Below are 25,277 nucleotides of genomic sequence, written 5' to 3' on the forward strand. Positions count from 1 at the left end.
ACCCCCAACACAGGGAGTGTAGGGATGTCGAACATCGTCGGGAACTATTTCAGGCACGCCCCTGCGACTGAAAGCCGAAGCCTGTGAAGACTGCCGACGGGCGCTTCGTCTGTTTCCGTTGACGGGGTTGAAACCGGCCCGGAGAGTGGTAATCCCTCGCGAGGGGGATCTGCGCGGTGGCCGGCCGCGCTCGCGGATCGGGGGGTCTGCCATGAGCTCTGCCAGGAGTGTCGAGTCCACGCGGTACGACACGAGGCTGCCGTGGGGAGACATCCTGCTGGCCTCGATCGCCGCCGTGAGCTGGGCGTTGATAGGGATGGCGGGCACGGCCGCGCTCGGCCTGCACCTGCTGGAGGCCGACACGGCGGGCTCGCTCGGCCCGATGACCGCGGCTGTTGTGGCGCTCGGTGCGGGTGGTTCGGTCTCACCGTCCGGCGACGTGTCCGCATTTGGCCTGGAAGGCGCGGAGGCGACCACGGCCATCGTGATCACACCGTTGGGTGTGAGCCTGGTCGGCGCGCTGCTGCTGTCCTGGTTCTTCCTACGATCCCTGCGCGGGGCGGGAGTTGTCATCTCACGCTCCGAACTCCTCGCGCGCGCGGGCGCGGTGGTCGCGCTGTTCGTGGCGATGCTGGGCGGGCTGGCCTGGGCGGGGCACGACGTCATCACCTTCGACGGCAGCTCGCTGGGCCTCGACGACCTGCCGGGCACCGGCGGGAGCGGGAGCGGTCTTGAGATCCCCGGGCTCGGCGACATCGGTGACATCGGCGGACTGCTGCCCGATCAGGTCGGCGACCTCATCGACGCGAAGGCGGCGGTCGGCTTCACCGTCGACACCGTGCCCACCCTGCTCGGCGGACTCGGCTGGTCGGCCGGCATCCTGCTGATCGCCCTGCTGGCCTCCCGCCGCACTCCCCTGCCGCGCGGCTGGGAGGCCGTGCACCGAGTGGTACGGCCGGCCGTGTCGGCGCTCGTCACGGTGCTGCTGGTGGCGGTGGCGGCCGGGTTCGCGGCGGCGGGGTACGCGGCGATCAGCGACGACCACCCCAAGCGGATCGCCGGCGCGGCACTGCTCGGCGCGCCCAACGGGGTGTGGCTGGGCATTCCGATCGGCCTCTTCGTGCCCTGGGACGGCCGGGCGTCCGGCCCCCTGGCGACCCTGCTGCCGGATCCGCTGGACAACCTGCTGAGCTCGGAGAAGGACCAGTCCGTCTCCCTGAGCCGACTGGCCGAGCTGGACGGCCGGGTATGGCTGCTGGGCGTCGCGGCCGCCCTGATGATGCTGCTCGCGGGGGTGCTGATGGCGGCGCGGACCCCGCTCGTACGTGGTGTTCCGGGCGTACGTGACCCCGGCGCCCTCGGTTTCGCGGGGCAGTGCGCGCTACGGCTGGGCATCGCCACGGCGCTGGCGCTGCCGCTGCTGGCCTGGCTGACGGAGGTGTCCGTGAACGCCTCGCTGTCCGTGCTGGGCTTCCCCGCGTTCGGCGCGGGGATCGAGCTGCGCGGGGATCTAGGCATTGCGCTGCTCCTGGGCGCGCTGTGGGGGGCTGCGGTGGGGGCCGCCGGGGCCCTGCTGGCGTACGCGAGCGGGGCGGCGGGGCGGCGGGCGGCGCCGCTGGCACGGGGGGACGTGGGGGCGGGGGCCCAGGGAGCCGCGTATCCACGGCACACGGTGTGGTCCGGGCCGTACGCGCCTGTGGAGCCCTACCGGCCACCGAATTCCGCCACCAATCCCTATCTGCGGGTGCCTGACGAGCTGCTGAGGCCCGATGGGAGGCAGGGGCCGGAGGATGCGCGGCCGAGTGGGCGGGGGACGCCCTCTGGGGCCGGACGTCCGCCGGACGCGGCGCCGCCGACGGGTGGCGGGCGGCCGTACGAGGAGGCTCCGCCGACGGGTGGCGGGCGTCCGTATTCCTACGACGAGACGCCGGCGTCCGACCCGGCGCGAGGGTCGGGTGACGCCTCGCCGGGCGAGTCACCGTCGGGTGCCGATGTGTACGGCGCGCCCACCAGGGCCCGGCCGATGGGCCCGCCACCACGATGGCCCTATCGTCCCCGCCGGGCACGGAAGGACGGGGAACCGCCCTCCTCCGACGAGCGCCCGCCGCCGCCCGCGCCGCCACCTCCCCCGCCACCACCACCGGGGAGGCCCAAGGGGCAGCGGTGACGCAGAGGGGCGCGTGACCGGAAACAACCCTGCGGCATGCCGAGTGGTGGCCCCTATGTAAGGCTCACGCCACTGAACCGACACCCACTGTTCTCTGTCCGCCAGACGGACCTCAGCGGCGGTGGGCACTGGGTGCCGGATACGGTGGAAGCACCATGAACGCTGCGCAGACTTCCGACGTACCTACTCTCCTGGTCAAGATCTTCGGCAAGGACAGACCGGGCATCACGGCCGGTCTCTTCGACACCCTCGCCGCGTACTCCCTCGACGTGATCGACATCGAGCAGGTCGTCACCCGCGGCCGGATCGTGCTGTGCGCGCTCGTGACCGCGCCGCCGCGTGGGCTCGAAGGGAGTCTGCGTTCCACCGTCCACAGCTGGGCGGGGTCGATGAAGATGCAGGCGGAGATCATCTCCGGCCTCGGCGACAACCGGCCGCGCGGGCACGGGCGTTCACTCGTCACCGTGCTGGGGCATCCGCTGACGGCGGAGTCGACGGCTGCCATCGCCGCCCGGATCACCCGGGCCGGCGGCAACATCGACCGTATCTTCCGGCTCGCCAAGTACCCGGTGACGGCGGTCGAGTTCGCGGTGTCCGGCGTGGAGACCGAGCCACTGCGCACCGCCCTGGTGACCGACGCGGCGGCACTCGGTGTCGACATCGCGGTCGTCGCCGCGGGTCTGCACCGGCGGGCGCAGCGCCTGGTGGTCATGGACGTGGACTCGACGCTGATCCAGGACGAGGTGATCGAGCTCTTCGCGGCGCACGCGGGATGCGAGGACGAGGTCGCCGAGGTGACGGCGGCGGCGATGCGTGGGGAGCTTGACTTCGAACAGTCGCTGCACGCGCGCGTGGCCCTGCTGGAGGGGCTGGACGCCTCGGTGGTGGACAAGGTGCGCAGCGAGGTCCGGCTGACACCGGGCGCGCGCACACTGATCCGTACGCTGAAGCGGCTCGGCTACCAAGTGGGCGTCGTCTCGGGCGGATTCACCCAGGTGACCGATGATCTCAAGGAGCGGCTGGGGCTGGACTTCGCCCAGGCCAACACGCTGGAGATCGTCGACGGGCGGCTGACCGGCAAGGTCACCGGCGAGATCGTGGACCGGGCGGGCAAGGCGCGGCTGCTGCGGCGGTTCGCGGCGGAGGCGGGTGTGCCGTTGGCGCAGACCGTGGCGATCGGTGACGGTGCGAATGATCTGGACATGCTGAACGCGGCCGGGCTTGGTGTCGCCTTCAATGCCAAGCCGGTTGTCCGGGAGGCGGCGCACACCGCGGTGAACGTGCCGTTCCTGGACACCGTGCTGTATCTGCTCGGGGTGACTCGGGAAGAGGTCGAGGCGGCCGACACTCACGACGAGGACTGAGTGCTCCGCGTGAGCGCTTCGCTGGAAGGCCGGCTGTTCGCTGCGGGCCCGGTGGGGGCTGGTCGCGCAGTTCCCTGCGCCCCTTACCTGCGCTGAAGTGGCCCGGCACCTCAGAGGTGCCGGGGCTTTCGTATGGCGGTTACTCGGACGGCGACCAGTAGTCGAGCAGCGTGGCCGTGCCCGGTTCCAGGGTTTTCCAGGAGCCGGTGAAGGAGAGGACCGCGAAGGCGGCGGCCGGGAAGCCTCGGCGGCTCAGGCGCTCGCGGGCGTCGCCGTCGGCCGAGCCGGACAGGATGTCGGCCAGGCCCTGCACGCCCGGGTTGTGGCCGATCATGACCACGTCCTGGGCGTCGTCGGGCGTTTCGTTGAGCACGGCGATCAGCTCACCAGGAGAGGCCTCGTAGAGCCGCTCCTCGTAGACGGTTTTCGGCCGGTGCGGGAGCTCGTGAACGGCGATCTTCCAGGTCTCGCGGGTCCGGGTCGCGGTGGAGCACAGGGCCAGATCGAAGGGGATACCGGTGTCGGCCAGCTTGCGTCCGGCGACTGCGGCGTCCATGCGGCCCCGCTCAGCGAGCGGCCGCTCGTGGTCGGTCACCTGTGGCCAGTCGGCTTTCGCATGCCGGAAGAGGACGATCCTGCGGGATTCTGCGACGCTCATGAGACCCAGCTTCGCATGAAACAGGCCATGGGGCGCAGGGAGTTGGCTCGTCCCGCTCAGGCCCTGCCTAGCGCGCGACCAGCTGCTGTGCGTGCTCGACGAGTTGGCTGATCACGGGGTCGCCGGAGGCCGCTTGGGCGTCGGACGGGTTCAGTATCAGCAGGAGCAGCGTGATGAAGGCGAGCGCCGGGAGCGCGAGGGCCCACCAGGGCAGGCGGATGTCGACGCGGCCCGTGGTCGCCGGGTGGGTCCGGGAGTGCGCTGGGGCCGACATGGGTGCCTCCGCTGGCTTCGACTGGTCCGTGGTCCGCCTCTCGCGGCCACACCTCGAAACTACGGACTCCGCGGCCCCCAACCCATCCGGTGATCCACCCACTTGACCCTGACACTCACCCCCTAGGGGATGGGGGGCTAGCCCCACCATGTGCCGGGGACGCGGTCACGGAGAGGTGGTCAGCGAGAGGCGGTCACGGCGATGCGATCGACGCGATGATCGCGATGATCACGAAGATGGCGAAGAAGGAGCCGAAGACGATCAGCATCTTCTTCTGGCCGTTCGGGGGGTTCGGGTCGAGCACTGGCATACGGCAAGTCTCGCACCCTTCGCCCGCGCCGCCTCTCCCGGGGTGAGGTGAGCGGGGTGGGTCAGCGGGCCGCCGCCTCCTCCTCCACCGTGCGGTTGCGCCCCGCGAGGACGCCCACCACCATCTGGGGCATCATCAGGCCGGTCATGAGCGCGATCGGCAGCCCCCAGCCGCCGCTGTGCTGGTAGAGCACGCCGACCAGGAGCGGGCCCGGGATGGAGATCAGGTATCCGGTGCTCTGCGCGAAGGCCGACAGCTGGACGACGCCCGCGCCGGTCCTGGCCCGCATGCCGACCATGGTGAGCGCGAGCGGGAAGGAGCAGTTGGAGACGCCGAGCAGCAGCGCCCAGGCCCAGGCGCCGCCGGCCGCCGCGAAGTACAGGCCCGCGTATCCGGCGAGACCGCAGACGCCGAGCGCGATCACTATCGGGCCCTGCTGGGGCAGCCGGGTGGCGAGGCGCGGGATGACGAAGGCCAGGGGCACGCCCATGACCATGGTGACGGCGAGGAGCAGCCCGGCCGTGCCGGCGGGCACGCCCGCGTCCCGGAAGATCTGGGCCATCCAGCCCATCGTGATGTAGGCGGCGGTGGCCTGGAGCCCGAAGAACACGGCGAGCGCCCAGGCGGTACGGCTCCGGGTGATCCGCAGCGCGGGCTCCACACGCGCGCGTGCGTCAGTCCGACCGGACGGGGACACGGCCGCCGTGTGGGCGGGCTCCACACGCGCGCGTGCGTCGGCGGCGGGCTCCGCACTCCGCGCACCCCGCTCCCGTACGAGCGGAATCCACGGCACCACGGCAGCCGCCGCGAGGCCGCCCCACACCGCGAGCCCCAACCGCCAACTCCCGCCTAGCGCCTCGGTCATGGGCACGGTCACCGCGGCCGCGCCCGCGGTGCCGATGGAGAGGGCCATGGAGTACAGGCCCGTCATCGAGCCGACCCGGTCGGGGAACCAGCGCTTGACGATGACCGGCATCAGGACGTTGCTGACGGCGATGCCCATGAGGGCGAGAGCGCTGGCGGCGAGGAAGCCGGCCGTGCCGCCGGCGTACGGCCGGATCGCCAGGCCGGCGGCGATGGCGGCCATGCCCGCGCAGACGACCGCGCCCGCCCCGAACCGGCGCGCGAGACGCGGGGCCGTGACACCGAAGACGGCGAAGCAGAGCGGGGGCACGGAGGTGAGCAGTCCGGCCAGGCTGCCGCTCATGCCGAGCCCGTCGCGGACCTCTTCGAGGACGGCACCCAGGCTGGTGATGGCGGGGCGGAGGTTGAGTGCGGACAGCACGATGCCGACGACGACCAGTCGCGTCAGCCACGCGCGCGTGACCGCTCCCCCGTCTCCCTGGGGCTCGCTCTCGCTCTCGGCAGAGCTGCTCGCGGCCGAACTGCTCGCGGTCATGGTCGTGGACGTCGTCGTCCGGGTTGCCTCACTTGCCATGAGAGCCATCATAGAATCATGGGATGATTGGCTGTCCAGTCCTGGGTTGCCTCCCGGCACCCCCGTCGTGCCAAGGTGTGCCATGCCCCTGAGCCACCCCCGACGCTCGGCGTTGTCCGAGCAGGTCATCGCCGCGCTGCGAAACCAGATCACCTCCGGCGAGTGGCCGGTCGGCTCCCGTATCCCGACCGAGCCGGAGCTCGTGGAGCAGCTCGGGGTCGCCCGCAACACGGTCCGCGAGGCCGTCCGCGCGCTGGCGCACAACGGCCTGCTGGACATCCGCCAGGGCTCGGGGACGTATGTCGTGGCGACCAGCGAGCTGGCCGGCGTGATGCACCGCCGGTTCGCCGAGGCCGACCCGCGGCACATCGCCGAGCTGCGCTCCACCCTGGAGTCGAGCGCCGCGAAGCTGGCGGCCCGGCGGCGCACCGAGAAGGACCTCAAGCAGCTCGACGCCCTGCTCGTACGGCGCGAGGAGGCCTGGGAGTCGGGCGACGCGGAGGCCTTCGTGACGGCCGACGCGACTTTTCACCTGGCGGTGGTGGCCGCGTCCCACAACGACGTCATGACGGCGATGTACGCGGACCTGGGCGAGGTGCTGCGGGACTGGCTGCGTGAGGACGTCGGCGAGGATCTGACGCCGGAGACGTACATGGACCACGCGCGGCTGGTCGACGCGATCCGCGCGGGCGACGCGGAGGCGGCCGCGACGGAGGCGGCTGGCTATCCGTTCGTGTGCCGCCCGGGGCGGGTCAGCTCCCCGACCTCAGGTGACTGACCCACACGGAGCGGACCTCTTTCCAGCACCGGCCGGTCAGCCGCACCGTCTGCGCCGGCCCCGCCTCGACCGTGGCGCTGTCGCTGTCGACGTCCCACCAGCGCTCGCACTCGACGTGCAGGCCGACACGGTCGGTCTGCGGATACGGGTTGTGGCAGTACGCGGTCACATGGGAGCCGGTGATCCTGCTGCGGCACGCGGCGCCGAACGGCTCGGGTGCGGCGGCTTTCCGTACCTCCACGCGCGCGTGCGGCATCGCCTCGTACGACAGGGAGATCACGAGAGCGACGGCGGCGGTCACTGAGGCCAGGCTGCGGGACAGGCGCACAAGGGGGACCTCCTCGGCCGTGCGGGGGAGGAAAGCGTGTGGTGAACGCGTAATCCAGAGTGCGCAGTTGTGGCCTCTCCCCGCCCGGCCGGGTGGGCCGAACGAGTGACGGGTGAGGGCCCGCGTCCGAAAGGACGCGGGCCCTCACCCGTCGGTCATGCCACAGCGGCAGCGTCACGCACCGATGGCGTGCAGACCGCCGTCCACGTGGATGATCTCGCCGGTGGTCTTCGGGAACCAGTCGCTCAGCAGCGCGACGATGCCCTTGCCGGCCGGCTCCGGGTCCTTGAGGTCCCACTCCAGCGGGGAGCGGTTGTCCCACACGGCGGCCAGCTCGTCGAAGCCCGGGATGGACTTGGCGGCCATCGAGCCGAGCGGGCCCGCGGAGATGAGGTTGCAGCGGATGTTCTGCTTGCCCAGGTCGCGGGCGAGGTAGCGGCTGGTCGCCTCCAGGGCGGCCTTGGCCGGGCCCATCCAGTCGTACTGCGGCCACGCGAACTGGGCGTCGAAGGTGAGGCCGACGACCGAGCCGCCGTTCTGCATCAGCGGCAGACAGGCCGTGGTCAGCGACTTCAGGGAGTATGCCGAGACGTGCATGGCGGTGGCCACGGACTCGAACGGGGTGTTGAGGAAGTTGCCGCCGAGCGCGTCCTGCGGCGCGAAGCCGATGGAGTGCACGACGCCGTCCAGGCCGCCCAGTTCCTCGCCGACGAGGTCGGCCAGGCGGGCGAGGTGCTCGTCGTTGGTGACGTCGAGCTCGATGACCTTGGTGGGCTTGGGGAGCTTCTTTGCGATGCGCTCGGTCAGCGTGGGCCGCGGGAACGCGGTCAGGATGATCTCGGCGCCCTGCTCCTGGGCCTGCTTGGCGGCGTGGAAGGCGATGGAGGACTCCATCAGCACACCGGAGATCAGGACGCGCTTGCCCTCGAGAATTCCGCTCATGGTGATCAGTGACCCATTCCCAGTCCGCCGTCAACGGGGATGACGGCTCCAGTGATGTACGAGGCGTCGTCCGAGGCGAGGAACCGCACCGTCGCGGCGACCTCCTCGGGCTGCGCGTACCTGCCGAGCGGCACCTGCTTCACGATGCCCTCGCGCTGCTCGTCGGTGAGCACCTTGGTCATGTCGGTGTCGACGAAGCCGGGCGCGACGACGTTGAAGGTGATGTTGCGCGAGCCCAGCTCACGGGCGAGAGAGCGCGCGAAGCCGACGAGGGCGGCCTTGGAGGCGGCGTAGTTCGACTGACCGGGACCGCCCATGAGACCGACGACCGACGAGATCAGGACGACACGGCCCTTCTTGGCGCGCAGCATGCCGCGGTTGGCGCGCTTGACGACGCGGAAGGTGCCGGTGAGGTTGGTGTCGATGACCGAGGTGAAGTCCTCCTCGGACATGCGCATCAGGAGCGTGTCCTTGGTGACCCCGGCGTTGGCGATCAGCACCTCGACCGGGCCGTGCTCGGCCTCGATCTCCTTGTAGGCCTGCTCCACCTGCTCGGTGTCGGTGATGTCGCACTTGACGGCGAGGAAGCCCTTGGGGGGCTCACCGGAGCGGTATGTGATGGCGACCTTGTCGCCGGCGTCGGCGAACGCACGGGCGATGGCGAGGCCGATGCCCCGGTTGCCTCCGGTGACGAGAACCGAGCGGCTCAACGGATCACCCTTTCGATAGCGGTCTGACTCACCCGCCCGAACACCTGGATGACAGGCGGCTTCCCCGAAAACCTATCGGTCCCGTCGCGTCCGCGGACAATCGGGCACCGACAGTGGCTTACGGGACTCACTGTCGGGTCCCTACAGAAAGTTGCCGACGCCCGTCGGAAAGGTGTGGTCCATGGCACGGCCCGCGCGACATGATCGGAGCCACCAAGGTCCCAGCGACGAAAAGAGACGTAGGTGCCTCATTCCATCGACGAAGCCTTCACGGCACTTCCCCTACGGGCCCTGGCCGACGCCGCGCTCGCACGCGCGCGTGCGCTGGGGGCGGACCACGCGGACTTCCGGTTCGAGCGGGTGCGCAGCGCCTCCTGGCGGCTGAGGGACGCCAAGCCCTCCGGATCCTCGGACAGCACCGACGTCGGGTACGCGGTGCGGGTCGTGCACGGCGGCACGTGGGGCTTCGCGTCCGGCGTGGACCTGACGATGGACGCGGCCGCCAAGGTCGCCTCGCAGGCCGTGGCGATGGCCAAGCTCTCCGCGCAGGTGATCAAAGCCGCCGGGTCGGACGTGGGGGCACCTCCCACGCCTTTTGGGCAGTGGGGGAGGGTCGAGCTGGCCGACGAGCCGGTGCATGCCGAGCAGACGTGGGTCTCGTCGTACGAGATCGATCCGTTCACCGTGCCCGACGAGGAGAAGTCGGGGCTGCTGGCCGACTGGAGTGCGCGGCTGCTGGCGGCCGACGGCGTCGACCATGTGGACGCCTCGCTGCTCACCGTGCACGAGAACAAGTTCTACGCCGACACCGCCGGGACCGTGACCACCCAGCAGCGCGTGCGGCTGAACCCGCAGCTGACGGCCGTGTCCGTCGACGAGTCGAGCGGCGAGTTCGACTCCATGCGCACGCTCGCGCCGCCCGTCGGACGCGGCTGGGAGTACCTCCAGGGCACCGGCTGGGACTGGGACGGCGAGCTGGCGCGGATCCCGGAGCTGCTCGCCGAGAAGATGCGAGCACCGAGCGTCGAGGCGGGCCCCTACGACCTGGTCGTCGACCCGTCCAACCTGTGGCTCACCATCCACGAGTCCATCGGCCACGCCACCGAGCTGGACCGCGCACTCGGCTACGAGGCCGCCTACGCGGGCACCTCCTTCGCCACCTTCGACCAGCTCGGCAAGCTCCGCTACGGCTCCGAGCTGATGAACGTCACCGGCGACCGCACCGCCGAACACGGCCTGGCAACCATCGGCTACGACGACGAGGGCGTCGCGGGCCAGTCCTGGGACCTCGTGAGGAACGGCACGCTCGTCGGCTACCAGCTGGACCGGCGGATCGCGAAGCTGACCGGCTTCGACCGCTCCAACGGCTGTGCCTACGCCGACTCCCCCGGGCACGTCCCCGTGCAGCGCATGGCCAACGTGTCGCTGCAACCGGACCCCGGCGGACTGTCCACGGAGGACCTGATCGGGGGCGTGGACCGCGGGATCTACGTCGTCGGCGACCGGTCCTGGTCGATCGACATGCAGCGCTACAACTTCCAGTTCACCGGTCAGCGGTTCTTCCGGATCGAGAACGGGCGGCTCGCCGGACAACTGCGGGACGTGGCGTACCAGGCGACGACCACCGACTTCTGGGGGTCCATGGCGGCCATCGGCGGTCCGCAGACGTACGTCCTGGGTGGCGCCTTCAACTGCGGCAAGGCCCAGCCGGGGCAGGTGGCGTCGGTGTCGCACGGCTGCCCGTCCGCTCTCTTCAAGGGCGTCAACATTCTCAACACCACGCAGGAGGCAGGTCGATGAGCGCCCCTACCAACAAGCCCCACGAGGTCGTCGAGCGTGCCCTCGAACTGTCCCGGGCCGACGGCTGTGTCGTGATCGCCGACGAGCGGTCGACCGCGAATCTGCGCTGGGCGGGCAACGCGCTCACCACGAACGGCGTCACGCGCGGGCGCTCGCTCACCGTCATCGCGACCGTCGACGGCCAGGAGGGCACCGCCTCCGGAGTCGTATCGCGGTCCGCCGTGACCATGGACGAGCTGGAGCCGCTGGTGCGCGCCGCCGAGGCCGCCGCCCGCGCGGCCGGGCCCGCCGAGGACGCGCAGCCGCTGGTCACGGGGGTACCGGCGGCACCGGACTTCACCGACGCGCCCGCCGAGACCTCCTCCGCCGTGTTCGCCGACTTCGCGCCGGCCCTCGGCGAGTCCTTCGCACGCGCGCGTGCGGGCGGCCGGGAGCTGTACGGCTTCGCCAACCACGAGCTCGTCTCCACCTACCTCGGTACGTCGTCGGGGCTGCGGCTGCGGCACGACCAGCCCAACGGGACGCTGGAGCTGAACGCCAAGTCGCCGGACCGTACGCGGTCGGCGTGGGCCGGGCGGTCGACGCGGGACTTCAAGGACGTCGATCCGGCGGCCCTGGACGCGGAACTGGCCGTACGCCTGGGCTGGGCCGAGCGGCGCGTGGAGCTGCCCGCCGGGCGGTACGAGACGCTGCTGCCGCCGACCGCTGTCGCGGACCTGCTGATCTACCAGCTGTGGTCGGCGTCGGGCCGGGACGCGGCCGAGGGGCGCACGGTGTTCTCCAAGCCGGGCGGCGGCACCCGCGTGGGTGAGAAGCTCGCCGACCTGCCGCTGACGCTGCGCAGCGACCCGAACGAGCCGGGCCTGGAGTCCGCCCCCTTCGTGATCGCCCACGCCTCCGGCGGCGATCAGTCGGTGTTCGACAACGGGCTGCCGCTGACGGCCACCGAGTGGGTGCGAGCGGGCGAGCTGGGTCACCTGATGACCAGCCGGCACAGCGCCGGTCTGACGGGGCTGCCCGTGGCGCCGTCGATCGACAACCTGGTCCTGGAGGGAGGCGAGGACCGCTCTCTGGAGGAGATGGTCGCGAGCACTGAGCGCGGGCTGTTGCTGACCTGCCTCTGGTACATCCGCGAGGTCGACCCGGCGACGCTGTTGCTCACCGGTCTGACCCGGGACGGCGTGTACCTCGTAGAGAACGGCGAGGTGACCGGCGAGGTCAACAACTTCCGGTTCAACGAGTCGCCGGTCGATCTGCTGGGCCGGGCCACCGAGGCCGGGCGCACGGAAAAGACGCTGCCCAGGGAGTGGAGCGACTGGTTCACTAGGACGGCGATGCCTGCCCTGAGGGTGCCCGACTTCAATATGAGCTCTGTCAGTCAGGGCGTATAACCTCGTAGCCGGTAGTCACTCGACTGCCTCGACCACCCGAAGATCATCTAGGAGATACGAGAACCGTGACGGACATCGTCGACGAGCTGAAGTGGCGGGGGCTGTGGGCCCTGTCCACTGACGAGGACGCTTTGCGCAAGGCGCTCGCGGACGGTCCCGTCACGTTCTATTGCGGTTTCGACCCGACCGCGGCCAGTCTGCACGTCGGTCACCTGGTGCAGGTCCTCACCATGCGCCGACTCCAGCAGGCGGGTCTGCGCCCGCTGGCTCTGGTGGGCGGGGCGACCGGCCAGATCGGCGACCCGCGCCCCACGGCGGAGCGCACGCTGAACGACCCGGAGACGGTCGCGAACTGGGTGACCCGGCTGCGCGCCCAGATCGAGCCGTTCCTGTCCTTCGAGGGCGAGAACGCCGCGGTGATGGTGAACAACCTGGACTGGACGGCCGGTCTGTCGGCCATCGAATTCCTGCGTGACATCGGCAAGCACTTCCGCGTCAACAAGATGCTGACCAAGGACTCGGTCGCCCGGCGGCTGGAGTCCCAGGAGGGCATCAGCTACACGGAGTTCAGCTACCAGCTGCTTCAGGGCATGGACTTCCTGGAGCTGTACCGCAGGTACGGCTGCACGCTCCAGCAGGGCGGCAGCGACCAGTGGGGCAATCTCACGGCGGGCCTCGACCTGATCCACAGGCTGGAGCCCGAGGCCGAGGCGCACTGCCTGGCGACGCCGCTGATGGTCAAGGCGGACGGCACGAAGTTCGGCAAGACCGAGGGCGGTGCCGTCTGGCTCGACCCGGAGATGACGACGCCGTACGCCTTCTACCAGTTCTGGCTGAACGTGGACGACCGGGACGTCTCGACGTACATGCGCATCCTGTCCTTCAAGTCCCGCGAGGAACTCGAAGAGCTGGAGAAGCAGACCGAGGAGCGTCCGCAGGCCCGTCTCGCACAGCGTGCGCTGGCCGAGGAGCTGACGACGCTGGTGCACGGCGCCGACCAGACGGCCGCCGTGATCGCCGCGTCCAGGGCCCTCTTCGGCCAGGGCGAGCTGACCGGCCTCGACGAGCGGACGCTGACCGCGGCCCTCTCCGAGGTGCCGCACATCCAGGTCGCCGAGCTCGGCCCGGTCGTCGACCTGTTGGCGGAGGTCGGCCTGGTGGCCAGCAAGTCCGCTGCGCGGCGGACAGTGAAGGAGGGCGGGGCCTACGTGAACAACGTGAAGGTCGCGGCGGAGGACTCCGTCCCGGCGAAGGAGGATCTGCTTCACGGGCGGTGGCTGGTGCTGCGGCGCGGGAAGAAGAATCTTGCCGCCGTTGAGGTCACCGGAGCGTAGGACGCCGTAGGGGCGCGGAGATCTGCGGGCTGCCACCTTCGCCGTGGTTGCTCGCGCAGTTCCCCGCGCCCCTGTCGGGGCGCTCTAGCTCACGCCTGCTGCTTCCTTTTGCCCAGCGTCGCCGTGTAGGCCATGTCGCCCAGGAAGACGATGACGATCGCGGCGACGAGCTGGAACGCGTGGCGGCTCCAGTCGATGCCGCTGGTCGCGTCGACGCCGGCCCACCGGGCGATCGAGTTGCCGACGATGGCCCCGATCATGCCGAAGATGGTGGTCAGCCAGAGAGGGCTGTGCTGCTTGCCCGGAAGGATCGCCTTCGCGATCAGGCCCAGCACGAATCCCACGATGATCGCCCACAACCAGCCCATGGCTGCCTCCTCGTACCGCTCCACGTGAGCATTACGCCAAGTGTCGGCCTGTCCACCGTACGTCGCATTTCGGGTACGGCCATACGGTGTACGGCCGTACGCAGCGCGGCGCAGGTCGCTCGCGCAGACAGAAGGTGACCCGCTCTCGAAGGCGGCGGATACGCGGCGTAACGTGGGGACTGTCCGGGCTCGGGTCCCCGAACGGGTACGGGCCGGGCAGGGGCGGGGGCGGGTCCGATGCGGGCGGATGGTGGAATGTGAATCGGAAGCAGCACGACGGCGGCAATGCCCAGGTCTTCCGGATCACGGGAGCCCGGCAGGGTCTGGCGGAAGACGTGCGCGGCCGGCAGCGCCGGTACATCATCTCGATGTCGGTTCGGACGGTGTCGGTGATCCTCGCGGCCACCCTCTGGAACGTCGAACGGCACGTCGCGATCGTGGCGTTGGTGCTCGGGGCGGTGCTTCCCTATATTTCCGTGGTGATCGCCAACGCCGGGCGGGAGAACGCGCCGTCGCTTCCGTCGACGTTCGTGATGGCGCCGACTCGTCCGATGATCGCGCCGCCGCGGGCGGATGCGGACGCCTCCGCGGCGAGCGGGGACGGGCGTGTGGACGGCTTCGCGGAATCCGTCCCGGAAGACGTCACAACCGAGCCGACCGCAAGAATGCGGGGCGAACCGCGCGAACGGTCGTGACCTTCGGGGAAGGTCCGTAACCGGAAGGCGGCTCCGCACCAAGCTCAAGAAAAGCTCAGATCAATCATGTTGTTCCGGTGCCGGGCGGCAGGTTCCCCGTGACATACTTCGTATGCGCTCCGCATCCCCCGTCGGAGTGACAGACCGACGCCGGGCAGCTCCCCCCGTGGCTGCTCGGCGTCGCCTTTTTGGCCCCTTCCGCTGGATCCCTTGCGAGACGAACCTGTGAGTGACGAGACCCCTATCTGCTCCGCCAAGGGCTGCCGCCTCGACGCCGTCTGGGTTCTCGCCTGGAACAACCCGAAGATCCACACGCCGGAGCGCCGCAAGACGTGGCTCGCGTGCGAGGAGCATCGGGAACACCTGTCGCAGTTCCTTGGTGTACGGGGGTTCCTGAAGGACGTCGTCCTGCTGAAGGAGTGGGAGTCCCCCGAAGGGGACTAGTGCCTGTCCTAGCCGCCGATCGCCGACATCGGGCGGTCCGGCTGTATGAACGTCGGGTCGTCCAGGCCCGCTCCCGCCTTCTTGCCCCACATCGCCACGCGCCAGATCTCGGCGATCTTCTCGTCGGGGGCGTCCGAGCGAAGCGCGGTGCGCAGGTCCGTTTCCTCGGTGGCGAACAGGCAGGTGCGTATCTGGCCGTCGGCCGTCAGGCGGGTGCGGTCGCAGGCCGCGCAGAACGGGCGGGTGACGGAGGCTATGACGCCTACGCGGTGTGGGCCGCCGTCCACGATCCAGCGCTCGGCGGGGGCCGCGCCGCGCTCCTCGGAGCCCTCGGGGGTGAGCTCGAAGCGGGTGCGCAGGGAAGTCAGGATGTCGCCCGCCGTGACCATGGACTCGCGCTTCCAGCCGTGCTGGGCGTCCAGGGGCATCTGCTCGATGAAGCGCAGTTCGTAGTCGTGCTCGACGGCCCAGGCGAGGAGGTCCGGGGCCTCGTCCTCGTTGAGCCCCGGCATCAGGACCGAGTTCACCTTCACCGGGGTCAGACCCGCCTCGCGGGCGGCGTGCAGGCCCTCGATGACGTCCTTGTGGCGGTCCCGGCGGGTGAGGCGCTTGAAGGCGTCCGGGCGGAGGGTGTCCAGCGATACGTTGACCCGGTCCAGGCCCGCCGCCTTCAGGGCCGCCGCCGTGCGCTTGAGGCCGATGCCGTTGGTCGTGAGGGACATTTGGGGGCGCGGCTCCAGCGCCGCGACGCGCTCCACGATGCCGACCAGGCCGGGGCGCAGCAGGGGCTCGCCGCCGGTGAAGCGGACCTCCTCGATACCGAGGGAGGTGACCGCGATGTCGATGAGGCGGACGATCTCGTCGTCCGTGAGCAGGTCGGGCTTGGCCAGCCACTGGAGGCCCTCTTCGGGCATGCAGTAGGTGCACCGCAGATTGCAGCGGTCGGTGAGCGAGACCCTCAGGTCGGTGGCCACTCGGCCATAGGTGTCGATGAGCACGTGGGCCCCCTCCCTCGCAAGCGGATCAATCATTTTCCGACACCTGCGAGCCTACGCGACGTCACTGACATCGAGCAGAGCCCTGATCCCACCAGGTACGGCGCGGCCGCGTCGTAGGGATCTACGACGCGGCCGCGAAGAGGGGAGAGACTCCATGAGACTCAGTGCGCCCCGGTGCCCGTGAGGGAGCGCACCTCCAGCTCGGCGTACTTGCCGGTGTCCGGCTCCTCCTTGGACAGGATCGTGCCGAGGAAGCCCATCAGGAAGCCGAACGGGATCGAGATGATGCCCGGGTTCTTCAGCGGGAACCAGTGGAAGTCGACGCCGGGGAACATCGCCTTGGGGTCACCGGAGACGACGGGCGAGAACAGCACCAGGCCGACGGCGACGATCAGACCGCCGTAGATCGACCACAGGGCGCCCTGGGTGGTGAACCTCTTCCAGAACAGGCTGTAGAGGATCGTCGGCAGGTTGGCGGAGGCCGCGACCGCGAAGGCCAGGGCGACCAGGCCGGCGACGTTCAGGTCGCGGGCGAGGGCGCCCAGGAGGATGGAGACCGCGCCGATGCCGATGGTCGCGAGGCGGGCCGCCTTCATCTCCTCCTTCTCGGTGGCCTGTCCCTTCCTGATGACGTTCGCGTAGATGTCGTGGGCGAACGACGAGGACGAGGCCAGGGTGAGGCCGGCGACCACGGCGAGGATCGTCGCGAAGGCCACCGCCGAGATCGTGGCGAGCAGGATCGCGCCCCAGGCCGAGTCGACGCCGCCGAGATGGAGTGCGAGCAGTGGCGCGGCCGTGTTGCCGGATGGGTTGGACGCGATGATCTCGTCCTGGGAGATCAGCGCCGCGGCGCCGAAGCCGAGGGCGATGGTCATCAGATAGAAGCCGCCGATGATGCCGATCGCCCAGTTGACGGACTTACGGGCGGCCTTGGCGTTGGGCACCGTGTAGAAGCGGATCAGGATGTGCGGCAGACCGGCGGTGCCGAGCACCAGGGCGATGCCCAGGGAGATGAAGTCCAGCTTGGTGGTGCCGGTCGCGCCGTACTGGAGGCCGGGCTCCAGGAACGCGGTCCCCTTGCCGCTGTTCTCGGCGGCCTTGCCGAGCAGGTCGGAGATGTTGAAGTTGAACTTCAGCAGCACCAGGAACGTAATCAGGATCGTGCCGCTGATGAGGAGGACGGCCTTGACCATCTGGACCCAGGTGGTGCCCTTCATACCGCCGATGGAGACGTACACGATCATCAGGACGCCGACGAGGGCGACGATGCCGATCTTGCCCGCGTCGGAGGTGATGCCGAGCAGCAGTGAGACGAGGACGCCCGCGCCCGCCATCTGGGCCAGCAGATAGAAGATCGAGACGACGATCGTGGAGGTGCCGGCGGCGGTACGGACCGGGCGCTGGCGCATGCGGTACGCGAGCACGTCGCCCATCGTGTAGCGGCCGGAGTTGCGCAGCGGTTCCGCGACCAGGAGCAGGGCCACCAGCCAGGCGACCAGAAAGCCGATGGAGTAGAGGAAGCCGTCGTAGCCGAAGAGGGCGATGGCGCCCGCGATGCCGAGGAAGGACGCGGCGGACATGTAGTCGCCGGAGACCGCGAGGCCGTTCTGGAAGGCGCTGAACTGCCGTCCGCCGGCGTAGAAGTCGGCGGCGTCCTTGGTCTGGCGGCCCGCCCAGACGGTGATGACGAGGGTCGCCACGACGAACACCGCGAACAGACTGATGATCAGCGGCCGGTGCTCGCTCGCCTCTCCGGCCGCCAGGGTGATCGCGGGGCTCATGCGCCGCCCTCCATTCGGGTCTTGATGGCCTCGGACTTGGGGTCGAGCTTCGCGGCGGCGTGCCGCGAGTACCACCAGGCGATGAGGAACGTGGTGAGGAACTGTGCGATGCCGAAGACGAAGGCGACGTTGATGTTGCCGAAGAGCTTGGTGCCCATGAAGTCGCCCGCGTAGTTGGACAGCAGGACGTACAGCAGGTACCAGGCGATGAAGCCGATCGTCAGCGGGAAGGCGAAGGAGCGGTGGGAGCGGCGCAGTTCACCGAACTCCGCGCTCTCCTGCACCTCGACGAACTCCTCCGTGGAGGGGAGGTGTTGGGACTTCTCTTTCGAGGGGGGCGGTGCGTCGGTAGCCACGGAGTCTCCTCGCGTTGCGGGTGCTGTTGTGACCCCCGAACCGGACTGCTCGGGCGTCGGGGACGGATTTGGTACGACGGACATGTCGGCTCTGTTCCTCTTAGTGATCAGGGGGCTCGATCGTGCTCGGGCTCCCTGTTCAAGGTCACGGCGCCACGCGAGGGGCGGTTCAACTCACCCGGCTTCTTTCGGAAGTCGCCTGAGTGGGTCATTGCTGGCCAGCGAGTTCGGGAGATAGCTTCGCCCTGCACCACCAGTCATGTACCTGCCCGAACAGCACCCTCTGTTCCGGGCGGTTTCGCTTCCGGATGATGTGGAGATCCCATGGCTCATCTGCGTTCAAGACGCCGGCTCGCTCTCGCGGTGCCGCTCGCGCTGTCGCTGACCGCCTCCCTCGGCGGCTTCCTGCCGACGGCGGCGACGGCCGCCCCGCTCGCCGACTCGGCGTCACAGACCGCGGAGGGTACATACCTGCCGTACGTCGTCAACACCAAGCTGGACCACCGCTCCATCGAGTCGGTGAAGAAGGCGATCACCGCGGCCGGCGGCACCATCGTCATCGCGTACGAGAAGATCGGCGTGATCGTCGTCCACGCCTCCAACCCGGACTTCGGCGCGCAGATACGCGCGGTGCGCGGGGTCGTGTCGGCGGGTGCCACGCGCACAGCGCCGCTGACCGCGGCGGGGACGACGGACGAGGGGGCCGTGCAGGTCCTCTCCAAGGCCGAGGCCGCGAAGGTCACCGCGCAGAGCACCGCCGCCGCCGAGGAACCCCTAGAGGCCGAGCAGTGGGATCTGCGCGCGATCGGCGCGGACAAGGCGGCCGAGATCAACCCGGGCAGCAGGAAGGTGACCGTCGCCGTCATCGACAACGGCGTCGACGACACCCACCCGGACCTCGCCCCGAACTTCTCCGCCTCCCAGTCCGCCAACTGCGTCGGCGGCGTCGCGGACACCAGCGAGGGTGCCTGGCGCCCGTACACGACCGCGGACGCCCACGGCACGCACGTGGCGGGTGAGATCGCCGCGGCCCGCAACGGCATCGGGGTCGCCGGTGTCGCCCCCGGCGTCAAGGTCGCCGGCATCAAGGTGAGCAACCCCGACAACGGCCTCTACTTCCCGGAGAGCGTCGTCTGCGCCTTCGTGTTCGCCGCCGACCACGGCGTGGAGATCACGAACAACAGCTACTACGTGGACCCGTGGCTGTACAACTGCGTGGACGACCCCGACCAGCGCGGCATCGTCGACGCGGTCAACCGGGCCCAGCTGTACGCCCAGCACAAGGGCACGCTGAACCTCGCCGCGGCCGGCAACTCCAACGACGACCTCGCCTCCGACGCGATCGTCGACGACTCCAGCCCCGACGACGTGCCGACCCCCGTGACCCGGACGATCGACCCGCACGAGTGCTTCGACGTGCCGAACCAGCTGCCCGGTGTCGTCACGGTCAGCGCGGTGGGCGTGAAGAACCTCAAGTCGTACTACTCGACGTACGGCAAGGGCGTCATCGACGTCGCGGCCCCCGGCGGCGACCGGCTCTACCAGATCCCCGACACTCCGTCGAAGAACGGCCGCATCCTCTCCACGCTGCCGAACAACCAGTACGGCTACCTCCAGGGCACGTCCATGGCGTCACCGCACGCCGCGGGCGTCGCCGCGCTGCTGAAGTCCACGCACCCGTGGGCGACTCCGGCGCAGCTGCAGGCGCTGCTCAAGGCGCAGGCGGACAACCCGGGCTGCCCCGAGTCCTACGACCAGAACGGCGACGGCACGCAGGACGCGACCTGCGAGGGCGGCACGCGCGTGAACGGCTTCTACGGATTCGGGATCGTCGACGCGCTGGACGCGGTGAAGAAGTAGAAGAAGCAGGAGTGACCAAGTAGGGGTCCTCTCAGGGGCCTTGACGTACCGGGCCGGGCGGAATCACCGCCCGGCCCGGTGCATAGTGCCTGTATGACGCAATCACCACTGGCCGTTGTGTGGAAGGAGCTGGGCGGGGATCCCGCGCCGCTCCCCCGGGTTTCGCGCGTAATGCGGGCCGGCACGTTGGAGGCCCGGCTGCCCGTACGGGAGTTGGCGCACGCGTGCGTGGGCGCGTGCGCGCTGGCCGCCGCCGAGCTGGGGGCGCGGCGGGCAGGGCTCGCCGAGGTGCCCCGGGTGCGGGTGGACGACGGGGCCGTCGCCACCGCGTTCGTCAGTGAGCGGCATCTGCTGGTCGACGGGCGCGCGCCGGTCAACTTCGCGCCGCTGTCGGGATTCTGGCGTACTGCGGACGGGTGGGTGCGGACCCACGCGAACTATCCGCATCACCGGGCGCGACTGCTGGCCGCCCTGGGGGTCGCGGAGAACCGGGCCTCCGTCGAGGCGGCGCTCGCCGAACGGCCCGCCCTGGAGGTCGAGGAGGCCGTGTACGCGGCCGGGGGGCTCGCCGTGGCGTTGCGCACGCCGAAGGAGTGGGCGGCGCACGAGCAGGGGGCGGCGGTGGCCGGACGGCCGCTGATCGAGGGCGCGCGGCTCGACACCGCACGCGCGCGTGCGCTCGCGCCGCTCGGGACCGGCCCGCTGCTGCCCGCGGCCGGGGTCCGCGTCCTCGACCTCACCCGGGTCATCGCGGGCCCGGTCGCCACCCGCACGCTCGCCCTGCTGGGCGCGGACGTACTGCGCGTGGACGCGCCTCAGTTGCCCGAACTCCCCGACCAGCACGCGGACACGGGCTTCGGCAAGCGGTCCACGACCCTGGACCTGGCCTCCGACCGGCGCGCCTTCGAGGAGCTGCTGGCCACGGCGGACGTCGTCGTCACCGGATACCGGCCCGGCACCCTGGACCGGTTCGGCCTCTCCCCCGAGGCGCTGGCCGAGCGTCGGCCCGGCGTGATTGTCGCGCAGTTGTCGGCCTGGGGGGCGTACGGGCCGTGGGGCGGGCGGCGTGGGTTCGACAGCCTGGTGCAGGTGGCCACCGGGATCGCCACGATCGAGGGGTCGCCGGAGCGGCCGGGCGCGCTGCCCGCGCAGGCCCTCGACCACGGGACGGGATATCTGCTGGCGGCGGCCGTGCTGCGGGCGCTGACCGAGCGGTCGCGGGAGGGGTACGGCCGTGTCGTACGGCTGGCTCTGGCTCGCACCGCGGCCTGGCTGACGGACGGGATCGAGCCGGCCGGGACCGGGGCGGGGGACGAGGCTTACGAGGGGCCGGATGCCTGGCTCGCGGAGACGGACAGCGGGATCGGGCGACTGCGGTACGCCCGCTCGCCGGTGTCCTTCGCGGGCGGGCCTGCCGACTGGACGCGTCCGCCGGGACCTTGGGGAGCGGATCCCGCCCGCTGGGCGTGAGACGCGCAGGCGGCCTGAAACGTACCGATGGGCGGAATGCCGTTCCGCCAGTTGTTTTCCTGGACTTGCCCGGTTCTGTCCCGACTGGCGAAGATCCCTGAGGTGACCTTGATACGACCCACGGCCGAGGCAGCCGACCCGAGCGACCCGGCGCCGAGACCGGGCACGGGCCGGGCCGTCGCCGTCCTCGCCCTGGTGGCCCTGGCCGCGCTGATCCCGCTGTTCGGGCCGTCCGCGGCGCTGCGCGGCACCGGTGAGGCGGCGGCGCCCGGCGTCGGCGGCATCGCGCTGCTGCGGGCGGTGTTGTTCGCAGCGCTGTGTGTGCCGGCGGGCGAGCTGTTGGTGAACCGGCTGGCCCGCAGGCTTCCCGGCGCTTCCGCAGACGCTCCACGCAGCTGGGCCCCCTTCGCCGCCGGCGTCGGTTTTCTCGCCGCCCTCGGGCTTGCCTCCGTCGTGGCCACGGGCAACCTGGTGCCGGACAGTCTCGCCGCGATCGATGTCGGGGGCCTCTACCAGTCCCGGGACGGCAAGCTCGCGCTGCTTGAGGTGAACGCGTTCGCCGTCGCCGGACTGGTCGCCCTCTCGCGCCGGCCGGCCGCCCAGGTGTGGCCGTTGGCCGCGGTGGTCGTCGCGGAGGCGTTTCGGGCGCACCTCACCACGGAGCAGGGCCCGCTGGTCGGCTCGGCGCTGACGTTCGTCCATCTGGCCTGCGCGGCGCTGTGGGCGGGCGGTCTGCTGCACGCGCTGCGGACGCTGCGGCACTGGGGCGGGGGCGAGGCGGGCGCGGCTCTGCTGGGCCTCTACGCGCGCGTGGCCGCCGTACTGTTCGCGGTGATCACCGCGACCGGCATCTGGAGCACGCTGCGCCGGATGCCGCCGGACACGGTCCTGGACCAGCTGACGACGACGGCGTACGGGCGCGTGCTGCTCGCCAAGGTGATCCTCGTGGCCGCCGTCGCCGTACTCGCCCTGTGGGCGCGGATCCGGCTGCGCCGCGCGCCCGACCCGCTGACCGCCTGCTCCCCCGCGCGTGCGGAGGTCGTCGCGCTGGGGGTGGTGGTCGTGGTGACGGGGCTGCTGACGGCGCTGCCGGTGCCGATCCGCTGGTCGTAAGAGGCGGCGGTTCAGCCGTTGGTGACGAGAACCTTGAGCGCGGTCCGCTCGTCCATCGCCCGGTAGCCGCCGGGCACGCCTTCCAGGCCGACGGTCAGGTCGAAGACGGGCGACGGGTCGATGGTGCCGTCGAGGACGTCGGGCAGCAGCTCCGGGATGTACGCGCGCACCGGCGCGACCCCGCCGCGCAGCGCGATGTTCCGGTCGAACAGGATGCCGAGGTCGAGACCGGTACCGCTGCCGTGCGGCACACCGACGAACCCGATGGCGCCACCGTCACGCGTGACACTGACGGCCGTACGCATCGACTGCTCGGTGCCGACGGCCTCGACGACGGCGTGCGCGCCCTGGCCGCGGGTGAGTTCACGCACCGCCGCGACGGCCTCGTCCCCGCGCTCGGCGACGACGTCGGTGGCGCCGAAGAGGCGCGCGATGTCCGTACGGGCCTGGTGGCGGCCCAGCGCGATGATCCGCCCGGCGCCCAGCCGTTTCGCGGCGAGCACGGCGCACAGTCCGACGGCCCCGTCTCCGACGACGGCGACCGTGGCGCCCAGGCGGACTCCGGCGCCGAGGGCCGCGTGGTGGCCGGTGCCCATGACGTCGGACAGCGACAGCAGCGCGGACAGCAGGTGGTCGTCGGAGGCCGCGTCCTTGGGCAGTTGTACGAGGGTGCCGTCGGCGTGGGGTACCCGCACCGCCTCGCCCTGGCCGCCGTCGTGGCCGACGGAGCCCCAGAAGCCGCCGTGCTCGCAGGACGTGGTGAGGCCCTCGCGGCAGTAGTCGCACACCCCGTCGGACCACATGAACGGCGCGACGACGAGGTCACCGCGCCGGACGCCTGTCACCTCGGAGCCGGTCTCCTCGACGATCCCGAGGAACTCGTGCCCGATCCGCTGCCCGGGCTCCCGCACCGACTCACCGCGGTACGCCCACAGGTCACTGCCGCAGATACAGGCCCGTAGCACCCGCACGACGGCGTCGGTGGGCTGCCGGACCACGGGATCGGGCACGTCCTCCACGCGCATGTCGAACGGGGCGTGGATGGTGGTGGCGCGCATGTCGAGGATCCTTCTCGTGCGAGGCGGTGCGAGGTGCGTGGTGCGGTGGCGCTCAGGGGGTGGTCGAGCGCGTCTCACCGTACGTCGCTGTCGGCACCTGGCGCGCATCGAGGGCCCCGAGTATGCCCCTGACCAGCAGAAACTGCGCGGCAATATAGGTGAGCATGATCCAGAGGTCGGGCCTGGGAAGCTGCGGCCACTCGGCGACGCCGGTCGCGATGAGCGTGTCGGAGAACAGGAAGAGGAGACCGCCGAGCCCCGCGACGGGGCCGAGCCGCATCGCGCCGTACGCCATGGCCGTCAGCAGGAGGCTGTAAACGGCGACGGGGACACGCAGGTCGGCGGGCAGACCGGGCCAGAGCGCGGCCACGGTGGCGGCCAGGGCGACGCCGTACGCACCGATGAGCCATCGGCCACGCGCGCGTGGCGTGCGCGTGGTGAGGAGCAGCCTTCTGAAGAGCAGCAGGTAGCACACGTGTCCCGCCGCGAAGGAGGCCATCCCGGCGAGGAAGGCCGGTTCGGCGTCGGACAGGAGGAGCACGTCACCGCCCCATCCGAAGAGCAGGGCGGCCACTAGCAGTCGGGGCCCGCCGCACGCACGCGCGTGTGCGGCGAGCAGCGGCATCAGGAGGGGCTTGGCGACGGCGTGCCCGAGGTCGGAGCCGGCGGCGAGGGAGACGAGATCGACGGCCGCGGTGAGGCCGAAGGTGGCGAGGAGGACGCGGGACGGCTTCATACGGCGACGGTGTCTTCGGCGGCCTGCTGCCCCGTGGACGCCGGCTGCCAGCCCGGCCCCCGGAACACCCTCCCCGCCCGCTCACGCCAACTGCCCGCCGCCCTCAGGTCCTTGGCGATGGCGACGTACTCGTGCGTGGCGACCTTCAGCGGGTTGTACGTCTCGATGTTCTTGGTCAGCCCGTAGACGGGCCGCTGGGTCTCGGCGACGAACGACCCGAACAGCCGGTCCCAGACGATGAGGATCCCCCCGAAGTTGCGGTCCAGATAGCTGCCTTGGGAGGCGTGATGCACCCGGTGGTGGGACGGCGTGTTGAAGGCGAACTCGAACCACCGGGGCATCTTGTCGATCCGCTCCGTGTGGATCCAGAACTGGTAGACGAGGTTCGCGGAGGAGCAGAAGGCGAGCGCGGCCGGGTGCACACCGAGGGCGACGAGGGGGACGTAGAAGGGCCAGACGGTGAGGGTCGTCCAGGGCTGGCGCAGTGCGGTGGTGAGGTTGAACTTCCGGCTGGAGTGGTGGACGACGTGGCAGGCCCACAGGATGCGGATGACGTGGTGGCCGCGGTGGGACCAGTAGTAGAAGAAGTCCTGCCCGAGCAGCATGAGCGGGATCGTCCACCACAGCACGGGAACGAGCAGGGGCGTGAGTTCGTAGATCGCCGTGTAGACGCCGAGGATCGGGATCTTCCAGAGGAAGTCGAAGACAAGACTCCCGAGCCCCATGCCGACGCTGGTCGCGGCGTCCCTGGTCTCGTACCCCGCGGCGTCCTCGTCGGGATGGATGCGGACGCTGATCATCTCGATCACGGTGAGCAGTACGAAGGCGGGTATCGACCAGAGCACGACATCGGGCAGGTTCGGCATGGGTGCACCGTAGAACCGCTGGTCGGCGGGGGCTAGGG

Annotated in this window: 25 protein-coding genes; 11 read left to right on the top strand and 14 right to left on the bottom strand. The window is 70.5% G+C overall.

Translation table 11 applies throughout. The features are described 5' to 3' along the window. Positions 1-211: 211 nt before the first annotated feature. A complete protein-coding gene (locus tag AC5DRG_RS12300; protein ID WP_491810125.1) occupies positions 212-2,167 on the top strand; it encodes a streptophobe family protein in 1,956 nt (651 codons plus the stop codon). A gap of 155 nt (positions 2,168-2,322) precedes the next feature. Then, entirely contained in the window at positions 2,323-3,531 is a 1,209-nt protein-coding gene (gene serB / locus AC5DRG_RS12305) for a phosphoserine phosphatase SerB (RefSeq protein WP_491810127.1), read from the top strand. A 139-nt stretch (positions 3,532-3,670) separates the two neighbouring features. Here serB and AC5DRG_RS12310 read toward each other — a convergent pair whose 3' ends face one another. From AC5DRG_RS12310 to AC5DRG_RS12325, 4 genes are all read right to left on the bottom strand, one after another. Then, positions 3,671-4,189 carry a SixA phosphatase family protein gene (locus AC5DRG_RS12310; RefSeq protein ID WP_491810129.1) on the bottom strand — a complete coding sequence of 173 codons (519 nt, stop codon included), beginning with the start codon at positions 4,187-4,189 and terminating at the stop codon, positions 3,671-3,673. 67 nt (positions 4,190-4,256) lie between these two features. Beyond that, positions 4,257-4,463, bottom strand: a complete 207-nt coding sequence (locus AC5DRG_RS12315) for a hypothetical protein (protein WP_491810130.1) — start codon at positions 4,461-4,463, stop codon at positions 4,257-4,259. A 193-nt stretch (positions 4,464-4,656) separates the two neighbouring features. Further along, positions 4,657-4,773, bottom strand: coding sequence for an SGM_5486 family transporter-associated protein (locus AC5DRG_RS12320; protein ID WP_491810132.1), 117 nt, complete (start codon positions 4,771-4,773; stop codon positions 4,657-4,659). Positions 4,774-4,834: 61 nt separating this feature from the next. Beyond that, on the bottom strand, positions 4,835-6,211 hold the full coding sequence (locus AC5DRG_RS12325) for a CynX/NimT family MFS transporter (protein ID WP_491810134.1): 1,377 nt from the start codon (positions 6,209-6,211) through the stop codon (positions 4,835-4,837). 82 nt (positions 6,212-6,293) lie between these two features. Between AC5DRG_RS12325 and AC5DRG_RS12330 the strand changes: the two genes are divergently transcribed. After that, positions 6,294-6,989 (top strand): FadR/GntR family transcriptional regulator, encoded by a 696-nt coding sequence (locus tag AC5DRG_RS12330; protein ID WP_491810135.1) that lies wholly within the window; start codon positions 6,294-6,296, stop codon positions 6,987-6,989. Here AC5DRG_RS12330 and AC5DRG_RS12335 read toward each other — a convergent pair. The 3 genes from AC5DRG_RS12335 to fabG all read right to left on the bottom strand — a co-directional run bounded on the left by AC5DRG_RS12335 (position 6,964) and on the right by fabG (position 8,969). After that, positions 6,964-7,317, bottom strand: coding sequence for a hypothetical protein (locus AC5DRG_RS12335; protein ID WP_491810137.1), 354 nt, complete (start codon positions 7,315-7,317; stop codon positions 6,964-6,966). The genes AC5DRG_RS12330 and AC5DRG_RS12335 overlap by 26 nt on opposite strands. A gap of 174 nt (positions 7,318-7,491) precedes the next feature. After that, positions 7,492-8,259 carry an enoyl-ACP reductase FabI gene (gene fabI, locus AC5DRG_RS12340; RefSeq protein WP_491810139.1) on the bottom strand — a complete coding sequence of 256 codons (768 nt, stop codon included), beginning with the start codon at positions 8,257-8,259 and terminating at the stop codon, positions 7,492-7,494. A gap of 5 nt (positions 8,260-8,264) precedes the next feature. Next, positions 8,265-8,969, bottom strand: a complete 705-nt coding sequence (gene fabG, locus AC5DRG_RS12345) for a 3-oxoacyl-[acyl-carrier-protein] reductase (protein WP_491810141.1) — start codon at positions 8,967-8,969, stop codon at positions 8,265-8,267. A gap of 243 nt (positions 8,970-9,212) precedes the next feature. Between fabG and AC5DRG_RS12350 the strand changes: the two genes are divergently transcribed. From AC5DRG_RS12350 to tyrS, 3 genes are all read left to right on the top strand, one after another. Next, complete coding sequence (locus AC5DRG_RS12350; RefSeq protein ID WP_491810143.1) at positions 9,213-10,769, top strand: TldD/PmbA family protein; 1,557 nt, start codon at positions 9,213-9,215, stop codon at positions 10,767-10,769. Next, positions 10,766-12,160, top strand: coding sequence for a metallopeptidase TldD-related protein (locus AC5DRG_RS12355; RefSeq protein WP_491810144.1), 1,395 nt, complete (start codon positions 10,766-10,768; stop codon positions 12,158-12,160). The genes AC5DRG_RS12350 and AC5DRG_RS12355 overlap by 4 nt, the downstream gene beginning before the upstream one ends. A 65-nt stretch (positions 12,161-12,225) precedes the next feature. Next, positions 12,226-13,494: a tyrosine--tRNA ligase gene (tyrS, locus tag AC5DRG_RS12360; protein WP_491810145.1), complete on the top strand. Its 1,269-nt coding sequence runs from the start codon at positions 12,226-12,228 to the stop codon at positions 13,492-13,494. An 89-nt stretch (positions 13,495-13,583) separates the two neighbouring features. On the opposite strand, the gene AC5DRG_RS12365 is transcribed toward tyrS, so the two are convergent. Continuing rightward, the gene (locus AC5DRG_RS12365; RefSeq protein WP_491813023.1) at positions 13,584-13,862 is read right to left on the bottom strand and encodes a GlsB/YeaQ/YmgE family stress response membrane protein; all 279 of its coding nucleotides are present in this window, start codon (positions 13,860-13,862) and stop codon (positions 13,584-13,586) included. 257 nt (positions 13,863-14,119) lie between these two features. On the opposite strand from AC5DRG_RS12365, the gene AC5DRG_RS12370 reads away from it, so the two are divergent. Both AC5DRG_RS12370 and AC5DRG_RS12375 read left to right on the top strand, forming a co-directional pair. Further along, on the top strand, positions 14,120-14,557 hold the full coding sequence (locus AC5DRG_RS12370) for a DUF3099 domain-containing protein (protein WP_491810146.1): 438 nt from the start codon (positions 14,120-14,122) through the stop codon (positions 14,555-14,557). Between the two features lie 225 nt (positions 14,558-14,782). Further along, the gene (locus tag AC5DRG_RS12375) at positions 14,783-15,001 is read left to right on the top strand and encodes a hypothetical protein (protein ID WP_491813024.1); all 219 of its coding nucleotides are present in this window, start codon (positions 14,783-14,785) and stop codon (positions 14,999-15,001) included. Between the two features lie 8 nt (positions 15,002-15,009). Here the strand turns inward: AC5DRG_RS12375 and moaA are convergent, their stop codons facing one another. The 3 genes from moaA to AC5DRG_RS12390 form a co-directional block, all read right to left on the bottom strand. Next, positions 15,010-15,999, bottom strand: a complete 990-nt coding sequence (gene moaA, locus AC5DRG_RS12380) for a GTP 3',8-cyclase MoaA (protein WP_491810148.1) — start codon at positions 15,997-15,999, stop codon at positions 15,010-15,012. 161 nt (positions 16,000-16,160) lie between these two features. Further along, the gene (locus AC5DRG_RS12385; RefSeq protein ID WP_491810150.1) at positions 16,161-17,780 is read right to left on the bottom strand and encodes a monocarboxylic acid transporter; all 1,620 of its coding nucleotides are present in this window, start codon (positions 17,778-17,780) and stop codon (positions 16,161-16,163) included. After that, complete coding sequence (locus AC5DRG_RS12390) at positions 17,777-18,136, bottom strand: DUF485 domain-containing protein (protein WP_491810152.1); 360 nt, start codon at positions 18,134-18,136, stop codon at positions 17,777-17,779. Before AC5DRG_RS12390 ends, AC5DRG_RS12385 begins: the two co-directional genes overlap by 4 nt. Positions 18,137-18,460: 324 nt before the next feature. Here AC5DRG_RS12390 and AC5DRG_RS12395 point away from each other — a divergent pair, with 324 nt between their 5' ends. From AC5DRG_RS12395 to AC5DRG_RS12405, 3 genes are all read left to right on the top strand, one after another. Continuing rightward, a complete protein-coding gene (locus AC5DRG_RS12395) occupies positions 18,461-19,996 on the top strand; it encodes a S8 family serine peptidase (protein ID WP_491810154.1) in 1,536 nt (511 codons plus the stop codon). A 93-nt stretch (positions 19,997-20,089) separates the two neighbouring features. Then, on the top strand, positions 20,090-21,466 hold the full coding sequence (locus AC5DRG_RS12400) for a CoA transferase (protein ID WP_491810156.1): 1,377 nt from the start codon (positions 20,090-20,092) through the stop codon (positions 21,464-21,466). Positions 21,467-21,568: 102 nt separating this feature from the next. After that, complete coding sequence (locus tag AC5DRG_RS12405; protein WP_491810158.1) at positions 21,569-22,579, top strand: CopD family protein; 1,011 nt, start codon at positions 21,569-21,571, stop codon at positions 22,577-22,579. An 11-nt stretch (positions 22,580-22,590) separates the two neighbouring features. Here the strand turns inward: AC5DRG_RS12405 and AC5DRG_RS12410 are convergent, their stop codons facing one another. The 3 genes from AC5DRG_RS12410 to AC5DRG_RS12420 are packed head-to-tail and all read right to left on the bottom strand — an operon-like array spanning position 22,591 to position 25,239. Continuing rightward, the gene (locus AC5DRG_RS12410; RefSeq protein ID WP_491810160.1) at positions 22,591-23,637 is read right to left on the bottom strand and encodes a zinc-dependent alcohol dehydrogenase family protein; all 1,047 of its coding nucleotides are present in this window, start codon (positions 23,635-23,637) and stop codon (positions 22,591-22,593) included. Positions 23,638-23,689: 52 nt separating this feature from the next. After that, entirely contained in the window at positions 23,690-24,373 is a 684-nt protein-coding gene (locus AC5DRG_RS12415; RefSeq protein ID WP_491810161.1) for a lysoplasmalogenase, read from the bottom strand. Continuing rightward, a complete protein-coding gene (locus tag AC5DRG_RS12420; protein ID WP_491810163.1) occupies positions 24,370-25,239 on the bottom strand; it encodes a sterol desaturase family protein in 870 nt (289 codons plus the stop codon). Before AC5DRG_RS12420 ends, AC5DRG_RS12415 begins: the two co-directional genes overlap by 4 nt. Positions 25,240-25,277: the final 38 nt, after the last annotated feature.

This window comes from Streptomyces sp. JLBG701, from assembly GCF_058544905.1.

What these genes read in the sequence shown, in the direction of transcription:
- AC5DRG_RS12365 (WP_491813023.1), bottom strand. Translation starts at nt 13,862, where the DNA reads ATGGGCTGGTTGTGGGCGATCATCGTGGGATTCGTGCTGGGCCTGATC.
- AC5DRG_RS12315 (WP_491810130.1), bottom strand. Translation starts at nt 4,463, where the DNA reads ATGTCGGCCCCAGCGCACTCCCGGACCCACCCGGCGACCACGGGCCGC.
- AC5DRG_RS12400 (WP_491810156.1), top strand. Translation starts at nt 20,090, where the DNA reads ATGACGCAATCACCACTGGCCGTTGTGTGGAAGGAGCTGGGCGGGGAT.
- AC5DRG_RS12385 (WP_491810150.1), bottom strand. Translation starts at nt 17,780, where the DNA reads ATGAGCCCCGCGATCACCCTGGCGGCCGGAGAGGCGAGCGAGCACCGG.
- AC5DRG_RS12395 (WP_491810154.1), top strand. Translation starts at nt 18,461, where the DNA reads ATGGCTCATCTGCGTTCAAGACGCCGGCTCGCTCTCGCGGTGCCGCTC.
- AC5DRG_RS12300 (WP_491810125.1), top strand. Translation starts at nt 212, where the DNA reads ATGAGCTCTGCCAGGAGTGTCGAGTCCACGCGGTACGACACGAGGCTG.
- AC5DRG_RS12420 (WP_491810163.1), bottom strand. Translation starts at nt 25,239, where the DNA reads ATGCCGAACCTGCCCGATGTCGTGCTCTGGTCGATACCCGCCTTCGTA.
- serB (WP_491810127.1), top strand. Translation starts at nt 2,323, where the DNA reads ATGAACGCTGCGCAGACTTCCGACGTACCTACTCTCCTGGTCAAGATC.
- AC5DRG_RS12415 (WP_491810161.1), bottom strand. Translation starts at nt 24,373, where the DNA reads ATGAAGCCGTCCCGCGTCCTCCTCGCCACCTTCGGCCTCACCGCGGCC.
- AC5DRG_RS12410 (WP_491810160.1), bottom strand. Translation starts at nt 23,637, where the DNA reads ATGCGCGCCACCACCATCCACGCCCCGTTCGACATGCGCGTGGAGGAC.
- AC5DRG_RS12325 (WP_491810134.1), bottom strand. Translation starts at nt 6,211, where the DNA reads ATGGCAAGTGAGGCAACCCGGACGACGACGTCCACGACCATGACCGCG.
- AC5DRG_RS12320 (WP_491810132.1), bottom strand. Translation starts at nt 4,773, where the DNA reads ATGCCAGTGCTCGACCCGAACCCCCCGAACGGCCAGAAGAAGATGCTG.
- AC5DRG_RS12310 (WP_491810129.1), bottom strand. Translation starts at nt 4,189, where the DNA reads ATGAGCGTCGCAGAATCCCGCAGGATCGTCCTCTTCCGGCATGCGAAA.
- fabI (WP_491810139.1), bottom strand. Translation starts at nt 8,259, where the DNA reads ATGAGCGGAATTCTCGAGGGCAAGCGCGTCCTGATCTCCGGTGTGCTG.
- AC5DRG_RS12355 (WP_491810144.1), top strand. Translation starts at nt 10,766, where the DNA reads ATGAGCGCCCCTACCAACAAGCCCCACGAGGTCGTCGAGCGTGCCCTC.
- AC5DRG_RS12330 (WP_491810135.1), top strand. Translation starts at nt 6,294, where the DNA reads ATGCCCCTGAGCCACCCCCGACGCTCGGCGTTGTCCGAGCAGGTCATC.